This is a genomic window from Pseudoalteromonas luteoviolacea NCIMB 1942 (assembly GCF_001625595.1).
In the GTDB taxonomy this organism is placed as follows: domain Bacteria; phylum Pseudomonadota; class Gammaproteobacteria; order Enterobacterales; family Alteromonadaceae; genus Pseudoalteromonas; species Pseudoalteromonas luteoviolacea_A.
In genome coordinates this window covers 13,928-29,557 of record NZ_AUXT01000149.1, presented here as the reverse complement: position 1 = coordinate 29,557, position 15,630 = coordinate 13,928, and the positions used below count along the sequence as shown (strand labels likewise).

Below are 15,630 nucleotides of genomic sequence, written 5' to 3'. Positions count from 1 at the left end.
ATAAATGGGCTCGATTACCTTTTAGAACCAATAAATGTGTTAATGCTATTCGACGACCACAGCATCCTGATTGTTTTGTCTCAGATATTTTGGAGAAAAGTAATAACCCTTTACGCTTTTATCTAGAATACTAAAACCTTTATAATCGATTTTTGACCAGTCCGGATTGTTCGAAATCCAAATATATTCATCGATATTGTCTCGAGTGATTGCGGACAATTCAAAAGTAATTTGGCTATTTTGCAACCAGTACGAGTTACCATGATGAAAGTCGAATATAGAAACGAGTGCCCACCCGCCCATCATGAAGTGTCCGCCTACAGAAGCACTTAACCGCCCTTTTTTAATCAACGACAAGCTATCTGATAACCAATCAAACCCGCCAATCGCAACTTGCCCTTCGCCTTTTTTAAGTTGTCGAACCGCTGTCTGAGCACCCATCGCCATTAAATCAGAGGCACTCCATATCAGCTGAGTATCAGGGTAGCGCTTAAATAAACGTTTGGTTTTCGTATACGCTTGTTCTTTTGACCAACTGGCGTGAACTGTTTGTTGAAGCTTAATATCTGCATTTTTAAAATAGTCCGCTGCACCTTGGTTTCGCTTATCCGACTCGCTTCCATAGTGACCGTTAATCGCTAACCCATTTACTGTGCCTTTATGGCCACTGAACATAACACTTTCGTGCAAGGCTTTAGCTAAATCAAACCCCGCTTGGTAATTATCAAAATATACTTCTCCTAACCAATGTTCAAAGCGCTGTTTGGGAATACCAATCTCATCTTTCTCCATTCCAGTAATAGTTTGCTCGAGAGTAATAAACTTTATTCCATAATTGTTTAACATCGTTAAAGTTTGCTCTGCGCCACCGGGGTACAGCATTAAAATTACATAATCAGGACTTGCCCTATAGTCCAGATATTTTTTTAGCTCTGCTATTTGAATATGGCGATTTCCATCACCATAGATTACATCGATATTGACACCTAATTGTTTACATGCTTCTTCAGTAATTTGCTGCACCTTGCCCCAAAAGGGTTCTCCTGCTAAAGAAGGATTAACAAACAGCACGGAGAAACTCGATTTTGCAAAACTTACAGACGAAAAAGCAAGAAAGATAAATAATAGCAATACTTTTAAAAAGGTCATTTAACTACTCTCTTTTGAAACCATACCTGTAAATTCATTAATAGCTTTTCAGCAGGCCCTATCACTTCGCAACGAGAAAAAAACCACACAAAGGTTAATTGTAGAACAGTGAGCACACCAAATAGTGTTAAAAAGTGAATTTGATGAAAATATAATTGCGAATTTTGCAAAGTGAACTGAAGTATCACAACACCAATGATGGATTGCAATAGGTATAGAGACAAAGAGTATTGACCTAATGCCGCTAAAAGTCTGCTATAACGTTCAATGATGGCCGAAAATTGAGTTGCGAGGCTCACAACAGCGACACAAAATGGAATGGCAAACAGCCAGTTAAGCACCTCAAATACGATCCGATTTTCGTGAAAAAGGAACCATCGTGTAAAGACCGAGCCGATCACAGCCAGCGGGATCAAAACGAACACAGACAAAAAGTTTGGTAAAGCGTTACCTTGAAACCACTGTGCTCTATGTATGAGAACACCAATGAGCATTAAACCAAAAGTATACCAAAGAGTAAGAAAAGGCAGCAACGCCAGCATATTAAGGTAATTTTCTGCATTCTGTCGTAAAAAGGAAAACAACATCATCGGCGAGTTTTCATTCCCAAAGGTGGATATGCTGTCTTCAACACGGGGCTCAGGAAATGCCATCGCCAAGTAAACTAGTAGTAAAATTGGCAAAGTGATGGCACTGATGGATAACTTAAAAAGTGTTTTTGAGTCCGTATTTATCACATAAATCAATAGCAGGCCTGACAACGCATAATTGACCAGAATGTCCCCTGGCCATATTAAGAAACCGTGTATCAAGCCTATCACCCCAAGCGCATACAGCCTTGTTTGCGCTTTACGGACAAAAATTGAAGAGCCGTGTTTTTCAAGATACAGGCACATCGAGACCCCAAAAAGTATACTAAATAAGGTCCGAAATCTGCCTTGTGCTACTACGTCAATAAATGCAGTTAAAAACGAGTCGATTGCGTTCCCGCTCTGTGCAGCATACCCATTATTAAAATCTGCCATGTAGACTAAGTTCGTTAATGGCAACCCTAGCAAAGCAAATCCTCGCAAGGCATCGACCAGCGCAATTCTACGCATCAATAAACATGTTCACGATACATGTCAGCCCAATTTACAGCCTGAGCATGAAATTCGGGTAAACTCTCATCTGACATATTCAACATGGTACATGCCTCTTGCATCGCCCACCAACTTCCGCTCTCATAAGCCCTAACAATGTTGAGAATATAAAACAACGTGTTTGGCTCCCCTAACAAAGCATCGTGTAAGACGTCTGGAAACGGTAATCTCTCAACAACAACTTCCATAGGCTTATCCAGTATGGCATCAAGAAGAGAAAACAAGCCTGTTAGAAAACTCATACTTGCAAAAGAAGGCGCGATTTGTTTACTGATTAATTCGCAAAACCTAGAGCGCACGATACTTAAACGAGTCAGTTCAGTTGGTTTTTGCTCCGCAACATGCGCTGTCATAATCAAGTTTACAAATTTGATTATGCGCTCGTGACCCAGATACACAAGCGCTTGCTTTAAAGACTCTATACGATTTTTAATTGGAAAGACCCCAGAATTGATGAGTCTCAAAAGCTTATAGGCCAGTGCAGTATCTTGCGCAAAGAGCTCGGCGATGCGGGGAATATTCATGTTGGGTTTGAGTGCTTCGGAGTATATAAGCATGACCACAGCATAATTAATTTCTATGTCATTTTGCGCGATCATAGTCGGCTTAGCAAAAAAGTAACCTTGGAAAAAGTTAAACCCCATCTCTTTCGCTAATAGAAACTCCTCTTCTGTTTCTACTTTTTCAGCAAGTAATTGTAAGTTTTTGCGCTTTTTAAGCTCGCTCACCAAGGGGGCAATTTCTTTTAGTGGGCTTTGAATTAAATCAAATTTAACCAGTCTAGCAAGCTTTAGAAATGGCTCCCACTCTTCGGAGTAATTGAAATCATCGAGCGCTAGTCTGAAATTATTGTGAAATAGCTGCCTGACCTTTTCATAATTCTCAGTAGTTGGAGGTATTGTCTCTAATAGTTCAAGTATCACGTCGTCCGTTGGGAGGAATTGCGCTAACTCTTGATTTAAAGACTCCTCACCGATATTGATTAGTGCTTTCTTTCCTGATGTTAAATACCTTGTCCCTAAATTAAGTTGATTGTCCATAATCAACCTAGCTGTAGCAGCATTTTCAGCGATATTGGGAAAGCTGTTTTTCGTTCCGTCACGAAACAACAGCTCATAAGCTACCACATGCTTTTTGCGATTAAAAATGGCTTGGCGAGCCACAAACACTTTCAAATCATCGCTCCTAGCTTTACTGTTCAATAACAGTACTTTTGTTCTATGATTTTTAATTATATTTAATAATTTTAACCCGAATTTCTGATAAATAAAATCAAACTAAAACATTAAAGTACTAGTTTTGTATTGCTAGGATGAGCTAGCCCTAACTACTCATATAAATTTTGCTTGTATAGTATAGCGCTTTGTTCCCATGTGAACCTTTTTTCTGCCGCATTTTCTGAAATTTTCCGATAGCCATCTGCGTCGCTTTCAAACAACGCCAAAGCTTGCCTAAATCGACCTACTAAGTTATTTGATTGCTCATTGATGCTGTCGCCCGAAAAGACAAACCCTGACACGTTGTCTTCAACGGTATCAGCCAGCCCACCTACATTGTTTACCAAACAAGGCTGCCCCGAGCGCATGGCAAGCATTTGACTAATGCCACAAGGCTCAAAAGAGCTGGGCATCAAAAACAAATCGCCTAGTTGATAAAGCATATCTCCAATGCTCTCTCCGTACCCTTTTAGGTATAGCACGTTATCATTTCGCGCCATAACTTGAGAGAATAGATATTCCAACTCCGCATCACCTGAACCGAGGAGAATCATTCTCCCATTAAAATCAGTTAGGATACTTGCCAGCATATCAAGCACTAGGCCACCTTCCATTGACTGCTTTAATAGCAGCGCTTTTTGATCCGTTAGCCTACCAACGCTCGTAACTAAAGGCCCTTCGCACGGTGATTTAATCCACTTAAGAACTCTCTGATGCGCTATGTAGTGAGAACTTTGTAATTCTGCGTGCTTTGCCATCCATCTAAATATATTGGACTCGGCACTTTCTAGCATCATTTTCCAACTGGCTTCAGGAACTTCATAATCATACTTGCACCCGTTTAAAACACCGACGAGTTTACCGCTTTTAGCGGCCAACTGCATATCATGCTCTAAGCCTTCTCCACCAAAAAAGCCGACTTGATGATCACTACCCTGCTGTACTTCATTGCAGTAATTTGGAGATACCAAATGCACTTTATCTGCTAAATTTATCGCCGCCCTCATTGGATTAAAACAATGAGGGTAATAATGGTCACAGATCTGCTGGCCATCATAACTCAGCGTTGGAAACCAAGCTTCCAAACTAGAGTCATCACCATTAAATGGTCGAATGCCTTGCAGAGCTAGGTTATGAACTGTGAAAACAGTTTTTAGTTTTTTCAACCTTTCAAACCTAGGACTAAATTGCTTCAACACAGCAACACATGCAGCATGCCAATCGTGCAAATGAAGCACATCGATATCATCAATTAAAGCATGTTCAATAACCTCACATACAGCAGCACTGAAAAACGCAAATTTATTAGCATCCGTATAAAAAGGTCGACCACCATCATTACAGTAGATGTCACCACCATGCTCGGAAAATAAAGAGTGTGAAATCACATATTGTCTGACGCCATTATCCTGTTCAACGCGCCACAATACAGCGGTTTCTAAATGCTGTTTAAACGGTACAGCGATATCAGCGACAAACTGACGCCGCATTTTTGTTTGACCATAATCAGGCACAATCACCGAGGTCTGAATATTGTTTTCTGCCAAAGCGTAAGGGATGTCGCGGATCACATCCGCAACGCCTCCCACTTTGCAATTAGGCAGCCTGTCATTTTCAGCTGCCACCATAACTACATGCATATATTACCCTTAGGCACTTTCTAAACTTGATTCTTTAGGTTTTTGGCTGTCCTGCAATGCGGTCAGCATATCTCTGGTTACTAGGACAATGCCTTTGTTAGATACTCTAAAGCCATTGCTACGGTCTTCCTCTGGATCATAGCCAATACGCATACCTGTGGGGATCTCACAACTGCGATCAATTATTGCATTTTTAATTCTGCAGTGACGATTGATTTTAACCCCTGGCAATACAACCGCACCTTCGATTTCACAATACGAATGCACATGAACATTGGAGAACAACAAAGACTTCCTAACTACTGATCCAGAAATAATGCATCCACCAGATACAGTCGAATCAACCGCCATACCTCTTCTGTTTTCATCATCAAAGATAAACTTGGCCGGCGGCAATTGCTCTTGGTAGGTCCAAATAGGCCAAGAAGGGTCGTAAAGATCTAATTGCGGCTCTACGGACACCAACTCCATATTCGCTTCCCAAAATGAATCAATAGCCCCAACATCCCGCCAATACGGTTGGCCAGGGTGACTTGGATCTCGAAATGGAAATGCGAATACATTGTGCTCTTCTATGATTGAAGGAATGATATCGTGCCCAAAATCACGACCCGAACCTTCACGTTGCGCATCTCGCTTTAACTGCTCAAATAAAAACTCAGTGTTAAATACATAATTCCCCATAGAAGCAAGGCAAATTCCAGGCTTGTCAGGCATAGATGATGGTTCTGCCGGTTTTTCATCAAACCTTCGAACTCGTTTATCTTGATCTACCGTCATAACACCAAAGGTATTTGCCGCTTCATCGCAGTCTACTTCGATACAGCAGACGGTCATATCCGCTCCGGTCTCCACATGCTTCGCAATCAACGCACCGTAATCCATTCTATAAACATGGTCACCGGATAGAATCATCACATACTTTGGTAATTCATGGCGAATAATGTCCATGTTTTGAAAAACAGCATCCGCAGTACCGCAATACCATTCATCTCCATAGCGTTGAGATGCTGGTAAAATCTCTACAGATTCGCCTAGCTCTTTCTTAAAGTGGCCCCATGCTCTGTTTACGTGGCGTATTAAAGAGTGTGATTTATATTGCGTTGCAATCCCTACTCGTCGGATGCCCGAGTTTATACAATTGGACAACGGGAAATCTATAATTCTGTGTTTACCACCAAAGTAGACCGCTGGCTTTGCTCGCCAATCGGTTAATTCGTGCAACCGACTGCCACGCCCACCCGCAAGGATCAATGCATACGTGTCTCTTGTCAGGTTACTGATATAACGGTTTGCATAACTCGGCATTTCTTATCTCCATATTAATGTTCAAGGCGGTTACTGCATGGGTTTCAATCGCCAAATATCTTCACTGTATTGCGAAATAGTGCGGTCACTAGAGAATGTCCCGCTCGCAGCTGTATTTAAAATACTCATGCGATTCCACAATGTTTTGTTCGTGTAACTCTGCGCAGCGCGCTGCTGTGCATCAAAGTAACTTTCAAAATCTTGCGCAACCAACCAAGGGTCATGAGGACTTTGGATTGACCCGATAATGTCATTAAAAATGTTGGGTTCAAATAGATTGAAATGGCCACTAGATAGCAGTTTCATTGTGTTTTTTAGAGGTGCAAAAGACTCTATAATTTTAGTCGGATTATAATTCTGCCGGACCTGATTGGCCTGTTCAGCTGTCACACCAAACAAGAAGAAGTTGTCATCACCGACTTGCTCTCGAATTTCGATGTTGGCTCCATCAAGAGTGCCAATTGTGACGGCACCGTTCATCATAAATTTCATATTACCTGTGCCGCTGGCTTCTTTCCCTGCTGTTGAAATTTGCTGTGAGAGATCTGTCGCTGCACAAATCGTTTCCATTGCAGTGACATTGTAGTTCGGTAGAAATGCAACTCTCAAATAGGGCTTGGCGGCTTCGTCTTTATTGACCACATTGGCAACATTATTTATCAGCTTGATAATGAGTTTTGCCATGTAATAACCTGGGGCGGCTTTGCCTCCAAACAAAACACATCTCGGCACGATATTTTCTACTTCACCACGTCTAATTTGATCGTACAGAGCAATAACGTGGAGTATGTTTAACAGTTGACGCTTGTACTCATGGATCCTCTTCACATGCACATCAAACAACATTTCGGTATCAAACGTTACGCCACATTTTGACTCAACTAATTGGGCAAGTTTTTGCTTGTTGTTAGCCTTAACTGCTTGCCACTCTTGATGAAACGAAGCTTTATCATAATATCGTCTTAGCCGTTGGATTTCCGAAAAGTCAGCTTGCCATCCATCACCAATTTTTTCTGAAATCAATTGCGCCAATTTTGGGTTGCAATGCGCAAGCCACCGTCTTGGTGTTACACCGTTTGTCTTGTTATTGAACTTGCCTGGCCACAAGTTATAAAAGCTATTAAACAAGCCCGATTTAAGCAACTCAGTATGCAATGCAGCAACGCCATTTACTGAAAAGCTGCCCACAATCGCCAAATAAGCCATTCTAATTTGCGGCTCAGGACCCTCTTCAATTAGTGAAAGCTCCCGTTGCTTTTCAACGTCTCCAGGCCACCTGAGTGCGACTTCTGCCAAAAACCGTGCATTTATTTCATAAATAATCTCTAAGACACGGGGCAAAAGTCGACTAAATAAAGAAACTGACCATTTTTCTAGCGCTTCCGGAAGCAGCGTGTGATTGGTATAAGCCATGGTAGTCGTGGTTATTTGCCATGCTTTATCCCACTCCAACTCATATTCATCGACCAACAAACGCATCAACTCAGCAACTGCAACACTTGGGTGTGTATCATTCAATTGAAAGACATGGTAATCCGAAAAGTCATTGAAATCAGTTCCATGCTGCTGAGTCCACTGGTGCAATATGTCTTGCAAACTTGCACTTGATAAGAAATATTGTTGCCGAAGCCTTAATTCCTTCCCATTTTCACTGGCATCGTTGGGGTACAGCACCATAGTGATCTGCTCTGCTAAGTTCTTTTTAGCAACAGCCTCTGAATAACTGCCCTCATTAAACTCCTTCAAGTTAAACTCATCAGTTGCTTCTGATTTCCATAATCGTAATGTGTTAACAACCCCATTACGATAACCGGGAATGGGCACATCAAAAGGTACTGCTAGTACATCTTGGGTGTTCGTCCAGTGATGATGTGCACGTCCAAACTTATCTGTATGTGTCTCGACGTTACCAAAAAACTTTACAACTTTAGCTTGCTCGGGCGCACTGAGTTCCCAAGGATGCCCCTCACGTAGCCATTTATCAGGGTGTTCAATTTGCGCACCATGCTCTATGGATTGGTTAAACATGCCATATTCGTAGCGTATTCCATACCCGATAACAGGTAATGCCAGTGATGCACAGCTATCTAAAAAACACGCAGCAAGTCTACCAAGGCCTCCATTACCAAGGCCGGCATCATGTTCAGCTGACTCCAGTTCCTCCAAGGTTGTACCATATTCACTCAATGCGGTTCCAATTTGTTCCTCAAGGTCTAAATTCAAAATGGCATTACCTAATGCACGCCCCATTAAAAATTCTAGCGACAAATATGCCGCTTTTTTTGTTTTCTCTTGGTCCAAATACTGTGTGGTCGCTCGGCACCTAGCGACCAATCTATCTCTGATTGTTAGTGCTAAAGCTTGAAACAAATAGTGCTTCGATTCACCCACTTTGTCGCGTCCAAGTGTATAGTAAAAATGTCGATTTAAATCATCAGCTAAATCGCTTTCATTGAGCTTTGGCGCATCCTGCCAGTGTTTAACGACACACACATTAGACTTTTTCTGAGCCATTGGTGGTTTCCTCATTGTGCGACAAGAGTATCCATGCACTCTGTCCGGTTAGGGCAAAAGAGTTGGGGAATTGTCCTTCCTGAAAATTATCTTCGGAAGAATAAACGGCTTCCCAGCAACTAGAAAAAGGGGGATCTGGCAACTGAATTTCAATTTCCATAGCATCTGCATGCAATATAACTAATACAGAACTAGACTCGACGTAATCGGCTAATACATAAATTAACGTCTTGTTGCCTTCATCATGCCAGTCCATATCACTCATAATTTGTCCGCATTTGTTGTACCAAAGTACAGCAAACCTCACGTCTTCAGCATGCACAAAAAACGGGTGCTTGAAAGTACTCAATTGGCTACGAATTTTCATCAGTGATGAGATTGGGTTAATCAAATTTTGCGTTTCACTCATATTTTGCCAGTCTAACCAACTAGTTTCGTTGTCCTGACAATACGCGTTATTGTTGCCATTCTGGGAGTGATTTAGTTCCGTTCCTGCGCAAATCATTGGCACACCTTTAGACATGAATAACGTGACCAACGCGTTAATTTGTAGCTTTCTTCGCTTACTGATAACGTCAGGGTCATCAGTAGGACCTTCTACACCACAATTAAATGAATAGTTCTCACTGTGGCCATCGCAGTTACTTTCTCCATTCGGGTCGTTATGCTTATGCTCGTAACTCACCCAATCTGAAAGGCTGAAACCATCATGACTAGTAAGAAAATTAATCGAATTAAGAGGCCCGCGCAGGTTGTGCTCAAACAAGTCATTTGAACCATGTATTCTTTTAGCCAACTCAGGTAGTGTGCTGCTATCACCTCTCCAGAAACGTCTCACAACATCTCTGTACTTGTCATTCCACTCACGCCAAGGTGATGGAAAAGCGCCGAGCTGATAGCCACCGGGTCCAACGTCCCAAGGTTCTGCAATTAGCTTAACTTGTGTCAATACTGGATCTTGTGACACGGCTTGGAAGAAAGCGTGCTGAGCATTAAATCCTTCATTGCTTCGCCCTAGAATAGTGGCGAGATCAAACCTGAACCCATCGACTCCCATGTACTGCACCCAGTATCTTAAGCTATCAATCACTAGCCTTAAGGTTATAGGGTCGTCAATGTTAATCGTGTTCCCACATCCTGTATCATTAATATAAACTGATTCTGGAGCTTGCAGCATTCGATAATAGCCCCAATTATGCAAACCTCTCATGGACAGCATGGGACCATCAATACCACTTTCAGCAGTGTGGTTGTAAACCACATCTATGATCACTTCTATGTTATGTTCGTGAAGCGTCGCCACCATTTGCTGAAAATCTGTGATGTTCCCCTCCACACAATACGCTTTATGAGGGACAAAAAAGCTCAAAGTATTATAGCCCCAGTAATTTTGAAGCCCTTTTGTTGTCAAGAATTGCTCACTAATAAACGCTTGAACGGGGAGCAGTTCGATGGCTGTTACGCCCAATTGCTGTAAGTGAGTAATAAAACTTTGTTCGCAAAGACCTAAAAAAGTACCGCGCTTTTTAGCAGCAATAGTATCAAGAGTTTGTGTCGCGCCTTTTACGTGGCATTCGTAAATAAAAGTGTCCTGCCACGAAGTATTTGGTCGATTTCCCTTATATGGTTTGGGGCTAAAAACTCGACTTTTGGGCATATCGATGGCGTTGTCATTGACGTTAAATTCACCCACAGGTAAATGGCAGTAGTGCCTTTCACTCCAAGTGAACTCACCTTGAAAGTCCATACAGTAAGGATCAAGCAAAAGCTTGTTTTTGTTAAAAAACAAACCTTCAGCGAGATCATAGTCCCCATCAACACGGTACCCATAAAGAGCTCCTTCCCGAGCAGCCTCAACAAATAGGGTCCATAGTCCGCCTTCCCGCTTGTTCATCTTTATCTGTGCAAATTCTGATGCAACCTGTCCTGCAAACAAGCATAAAGTGACCTCTGATGCGCTGGGTGCATAAACTGCAAAATTTACGCCCTCAGCATGAACAGAGTTACCAAGAGGATAAGTACATCCAAGTTTAGTCTTTAACATGTTATGCCGAGATATACTTTAAATACACTGTACACAAAGGTGGAATAGTTATTTCTACACTTTGCTCAAACCCGTGGCTTGCAGTTGGTTTAGACTCGAGCAATTGTTGCTGGTGAGCAACCACCTTAACACCACTGCCGAAAAGGTCTTCATCATCAGAGTTAAAAACAACTTGATAAACGCCGCCTTTAGGCACTCCTAATTTAAAGTGATGAAAAACTTGTGGCGTGAAATGACTTACTACAACCGTTAAATCTGAATAGTGTTTACCAAAACGAGCAAAGCTCAATATTGATTGCCCAGCGTTATCACAATCTATCCATTGAAACCCTGCAGGAGAAGAGTCAACTTCGTAAAGGGCAGGTGTATTTTTGTATATGCCGTTAAGAGATTTAACCGTTCTATAAATGCCCTGATGTGCCTCACTTTGCAATAGCGACCAATCTAGGCTTTGGTTGTGATCCCACTCTGTTCTTGGTGCTATTTCACTGCCCATGAACAGTAGCTTTTTTCCTGGGTGCGCATACATAAAGCCATAATATGCTCTTAAATTTGCAAATTTTTGCCAATCATCACCGGGCATTTTACAGAGTAATGATCCCTTACCATGAACAACCTCGTCATGACTTAGTGGTAGAATATAGTTTTCTGAAAAGGCATATGCCATCGAAAAAGTCATTTCGTGATGATGATACTTTCTATGGACTGGGTCTCGCTGCATATAGCCGAGGCTGTCATTCATCCATCCCATATTCCATTTAAAGCCGAATCCTAAACCACCTTGCTCAACACTTTGAGTTACCCCCGGCCATGCTGTTGACTCCTCTGCTACCATCATCACATGAGGACTATTTTTGTAACAGGCAGCATTACTTGACTGAAGACAGTCAATTGCACCAATATTTTCACGACCCCCATACTGATTGGCAACCCACTCTCCTGCACTTCTCGAATAGTCGAGGTAAAGCATAGAAGCCACGGCGTCCACTCTGAGCCCATCTAGTTTATACTCACTTAGCCAATAATTTGCGTTGGATAACAAATAACTTTTAATTTCTGGCCTGTCGTAATTAAATACACATGTATTCCAGTCAGGATGAAACCCTTGTCGCTTGTCTGCATGCTCGTATAAATGTGTACCATCAAACTTTTGTAATCCATGAGGGTCCGTAGGAAAATGACCGGGTACCCAATCAAGAAGCAGCCCTACGCCTTGTTCATGACATTTTTGGCTGAAGTATTTAAAATCATCTACTGAACCGAAACGACTTGTCGGAGAAAATAAACCAACTGGCTGATACCCCCATGAGCCATCAAAAGGATATTCACTGATAGGCATTAATTGAATATGTGAAAAGCCAAGCTCTTTTACATAGCTGACTAAATCATCAGCTAACTCACGATAAGTCAAATATCGATTACCCTCGTCAGGCCTGCGCTTCCACGATCCTAAGTGCACCTCATAGATAGAAACTGGTGCATCAATACTATTTCGTGCTAAACGTACACTAATTTGCTCAGCACTGAGTTCTGCAACCTCTACATTTTCTTGCAAAATACTGGCTGTACCAGGTGCTTGCTGCATTTTTTGCGCATAGGGGTCTGCTTTTTCAATTACACAGCCATCGAGTGTGGTAATTGCAAATTTATAGCATTGGTCTGGCGTTAAGCCTGGCACAAACAAATCCCATACACCACTTGCCGGATGCAATCTCATAAAGTGTTGGTTTGGCTGCCAAAAGTTGAAATCGCCTATAACAGATACACTTTTGGCATTGGGTGCCCAAATACTAAACTGTACACCTCGAACACCCTGATTTACTATAAAACGTGCGCCAAAGTGCTTATATCCATGTTCAAGTGTTCCTTCGTTAAACAAGTACATTGCATGCTCATCAAGCGCGCTATTAAATCGATATACATCATCAAAAATGACTTCTGTGTTACTAAACTTAACTTTTAATCGGTATCCTGATTTATCAAATGGTGCCTCGAACCGAGCAACAAATAAGTTTGAATTCGAGTACTGCGTCATTTTAGTTTTCACACCTTTATGCAGCACCTCAATCGATGTAGCGCTTGGGATATAAACGCGCACTGCGGTGACTGTATGTTCTTCGAACCTCTCCTCATGAGATCCTAAAAAGCTAAATGGGTCACTAAAGTGCCCTGCTGACAGCGCACTTACTTGATCTGAATAATCGTCAATACTTCCTAGCTTTTTGTTTACAGAATTCATTATTTTTTCCTGATCTCATTAAGCAGCTTTATAAAATCCTGCTGCTGAGCAAATATCTCTGTCAATTCATGGTTTAGTTTACGGCGCCAGTTGGGGTATTCCGTATTTGTTCCAGGAATGTTCACTGGAACGTGCTGCTGATCTAAGTCATCGAGTTGAATAGCCACAAGCTGACTGGGGCATCCAGCTAAGATTTCCATCACGGATTGATAAATTACCTCACTAGCGCTCTCCAAAATTACCTCTTCAATGCCATGATTTCGCAACCAATCGAGTAATCGCTGTTTTTCCATGGCTCTTTCACGAATAAGCTGCTTACTCTGATCTTTCTGAAGGATCCCATATGCTAGTTTTATATCTATATCTTTACCCAACCACCAGCCATGAAATGGCGGAACATCATGATTTGCAACCATAGTCAATGCGCTAGCCCTAAGCTGCTCGCTAGATTTGAACGCTCCATCATGATTTTTTTCAAAATAAAACAGCGTATTACCAAAAATTGCAGATTCATCTAATGAATGCGTTACTTCTGGTGGCACAACCCCCAAATCCTCACCAATAACAACACAACAGTTCAAATGCGATTCAATTTTTAGTATCGCTAACAATTGTTCAAATGGATAATAAACATAACAGCCTAGCTCTTTACCCTGTTCCAAAAAGCACCACCATAATCTTCGTAGCGCCATGACATGATCAATTCTCAAAGCACCAACCGAGCGCATATTTGCTCTGACAAGTGATTTGAAATACTTGAACTTGTTTTCCTTTAATTTAAGAGGATTGGGCGCTGGTAACCCCCAATTTTGTCCACCTTCGGCCCACGGATCTGGTGGAGCCCCAACGTTCGCGCCTTCAGTAAAACTGGATTGATAAGTTTGGTACTCAAGGCCTTCTTGTGTGCAGCCCACCGCAAGGTCATTAACCAACCCAATTAACATGCCCAAGTCTTTTGTAAGTTTCTGACAAGCGGCAAGTTGTGAATATGCCAGCCATTGCAAAAACCAATCAAACTGGCTCAGCGGTAATTCGCCCAATTCATGTTTTCGGTCGGCAACAAAGCTGTGAAACTCAACATCGTTAGATGCATCAAGGCACCATGTCTCATACAACTTTTCGAATAGTTGATACTTTGTATGGCTGGTGGAGATGTAATCGAGGTATTCACCCTCAAAATCAATTCCCACAATAAGGCTTGGCTCTGCTAAAAACCGCTCCCAACATGCCTTGCTAATTATGCCTTCTAGGTCGTCTAATGCGATATACAAAGGGTTTATGAGGCAGCGATGAGAAGGGCTATAGGGACTGGCTTTTTCTGGTTGATCTGGAAACAACATATGTAACGGGTTCAACAAGACAAAGTCACCGCCCAAATTTGCAAATTGGCGAATAAGGGTTTTGAGATCAGTAAAGTCCCCAATTCCATAGTTACGATTACTTTTTAAGGTATAGAGCTGAAGTGACAACCCAAGAGACTTTGCTGTGCCTGGCTTAGAATATGGGTTGTAACATTGTTCTGGGGTTGACCACAACTCAGTACAAAAAGAACCGAGTGAACATGCAACCTCCATTTGAAAATACCCAATAGGCAAATTGCCCAGTGTGACTTCAAGCGCAATGTAAGTCTCATTGTTGTATTGGTAATTTCCTACTTCCACGCAATGAGCAAGATCCACATTTAGGTGTAAATCACACTCAGGTACATTAACACTAGCGACGTTATGTCTATGAGACTCAGGTACTCTAAGTATAAACTTACCCTCTTTAGAGCAAGCCAATGTCACCTCTTCAAGCATTTGCATCCAAGGTGCCACATCCAACTCAAAGTTCAGCGCGTTTATGCAATTATCGTCGCTTGTATCAATGCCGCAACATGCTATCGCTCGCTTTCGCGTAATCTCGTCAAAAACAACGTATTCACCGTCATATTTAGTGTAGTCATACCCTATGCCGTGTAGGTAATACAGCTGCTGTAAACCATCCATTGGCAACTATGCCAATCTTTGAGTGTCAACAATACTATTTTCACTGCCAAACCCATTGGCGGCATATCCATCAGCCTTATGGTCGTTGTCCCATTGCTTCCCATCAATTAAATAGCGGAAATGAAACTTTTTTTCGGTAGGGAGTCTGTGCTTCAACCTAAAGCGCTTATCTTTTTTAATAAACTTCATAGTGATAGGTTGCCAATCATTAAATTCAGCGACCAATTCCACCTTACTAGCTTCAGGGTGAGAAAATTCAAACGTAATTTCTGCTTCGTCTTTTGTTTTAAAAAAACGTTTTGTTAACATTTCGGGCTCCAAAAACCTAACCTGGTTGGTGTTCCTTGCCACAAAAGAATGCCGTATAATTACTACCTATACACACACAT

General features: G+C 41.8%; 10 protein-coding genes. All 10 read right to left on the bottom strand.

Features of this window, described 5'->3' with window-relative positions; genetic code table 11:
- Positions 1 to 45: 45 nt before the first annotated feature.
- Complete coding sequence (locus N482_RS09105; protein WP_063376739.1) at positions 46 to 1,149, bottom strand: ABC transporter substrate-binding protein; 1,104 nt, start codon at positions 1,147 to 1,149, stop codon at positions 46 to 48.
- Positions 1,146 to 2,249 carry a DUF418 domain-containing protein gene (locus tag N482_RS09100; RefSeq protein WP_063376738.1) on the bottom strand — a complete coding sequence of 368 codons (1,104 nt, stop codon included), beginning with the start codon at positions 2,247 to 2,249 and terminating at the stop codon, positions 1,146 to 1,148. The genes N482_RS09105 and N482_RS09100 overlap by 4 nt, the downstream gene beginning before the upstream one ends.
- On the bottom strand, positions 2,249 to 3,466 hold the full coding sequence (locus N482_RS09095) for an EAL and HDOD domain-containing protein (protein WP_063376737.1): 1,218 nt from the start codon (positions 3,464 to 3,466) through the stop codon (positions 2,249 to 2,251). The genes N482_RS09100 and N482_RS09095 overlap by 1 nt, the downstream gene beginning before the upstream one ends.
- A 152-nt stretch (positions 3,467 to 3,618) precedes the next feature.
- Entirely contained in the window at positions 3,619 to 5,148 is a 1,530-nt protein-coding gene (locus tag N482_RS09090) for a glycogen synthase (protein ID WP_063376736.1), read from the bottom strand.
- A gap of 9 nt (positions 5,149 to 5,157) precedes the next feature.
- Positions 5,158 to 6,456: a glucose-1-phosphate adenylyltransferase gene (gene glgC / locus N482_RS09085; protein ID WP_063376735.1), complete on the bottom strand. Its 1,299-nt coding sequence runs from the start codon at positions 6,454 to 6,456 to the stop codon at positions 5,158 to 5,160.
- A gap of 30 nt (positions 6,457 to 6,486) precedes the next feature.
- Positions 6,487 to 8,970, bottom strand: a complete 2,484-nt coding sequence (locus tag N482_RS09080) for a glycogen/starch/alpha-glucan phosphorylase (protein WP_063376734.1) — start codon at positions 8,968 to 8,970, stop codon at positions 6,487 to 6,489.
- Positions 8,951 to 11,014: a glycogen debranching protein GlgX gene (glgX, locus tag N482_RS09075; protein ID WP_063376733.1), complete on the bottom strand. Its 2,064-nt coding sequence runs from the start codon at positions 11,012 to 11,014 to the stop codon at positions 8,951 to 8,953. The genes N482_RS09080 and glgX overlap by 20 nt, the downstream gene beginning before the upstream one ends.
- A 1-nt stretch (position 11,015) precedes the next feature.
- Positions 11,016 to 13,253, bottom strand: a complete 2,238-nt coding sequence (glgB, locus tag N482_RS09070) for a 1,4-alpha-glucan branching protein GlgB (protein WP_063376732.1) — start codon at positions 13,251 to 13,253, stop codon at positions 11,016 to 11,018.
- A complete protein-coding gene (gene malQ, locus N482_RS09065; RefSeq protein WP_063376731.1) occupies positions 13,253 to 15,241 on the bottom strand; it encodes a 4-alpha-glucanotransferase in 1,989 nt (662 codons plus the stop codon). Before malQ ends, glgB begins: the two co-directional genes overlap by 1 nt.
- Before the next feature lie 6 nt (positions 15,242 to 15,247).
- On the bottom strand, positions 15,248 to 15,550 hold the full coding sequence (locus tag N482_RS09060; RefSeq protein WP_063376730.1) for an isoamylase early set domain-containing protein: 303 nt from the start codon (positions 15,548 to 15,550) through the stop codon (positions 15,248 to 15,250).
- Positions 15,551 to 15,630: the final 80 nt, after the last annotated feature.

What these genes read in the sequence shown, in the direction of transcription:
- N482_RS09105 (WP_063376739.1), bottom strand. Translation starts at nt 1,149, where the DNA reads ATGACCTTTTTAAAAGTATTGCTATTATTTATCTTTCTTGCTTTTTCG.
- N482_RS09100 (WP_063376738.1), bottom strand. Translation starts at nt 2,249, where the DNA reads ATGCGTAGAATTGCGCTGGTCGATGCCTTGCGAGGATTTGCTTTGCTA.
- N482_RS09090 (WP_063376736.1), bottom strand. Translation starts at nt 5,148, where the DNA reads ATGCATGTAGTTATGGTGGCAGCTGAAAATGACAGGCTGCCTAATTGC.
- glgC (WP_063376735.1), bottom strand. Translation starts at nt 6,456, where the DNA reads ATGCCGAGTTATGCAAACCGTTATATCAGTAACCTGACAAGAGACACG.
- N482_RS09080 (WP_063376734.1), bottom strand. Translation starts at nt 8,970, where the DNA reads ATGGCTCAGAAAAAGTCTAATGTGTGTGTCGTTAAACACTGGCAGGAT.
- glgX (WP_063376733.1), bottom strand. Translation starts at nt 11,014, where the DNA reads ATGTTAAAGACTAAACTTGGATGTACTTATCCTCTTGGTAACTCTGTT.
- glgB (WP_063376732.1), bottom strand. Translation starts at nt 13,253, where the DNA reads ATGAATTCTGTAAACAAAAAGCTAGGAAGTATTGACGATTATTCAGAT.
- malQ (WP_063376731.1), bottom strand. Translation starts at nt 15,241, where the DNA reads ATGGATGGTTTACAGCAGCTGTATTACCTACACGGCATAGGGTATGAC.
- N482_RS09060 (WP_063376730.1), bottom strand. Translation starts at nt 15,550, where the DNA reads ATGTTAACAAAACGTTTTTTTAAAACAAAAGACGAAGCAGAAATTACG.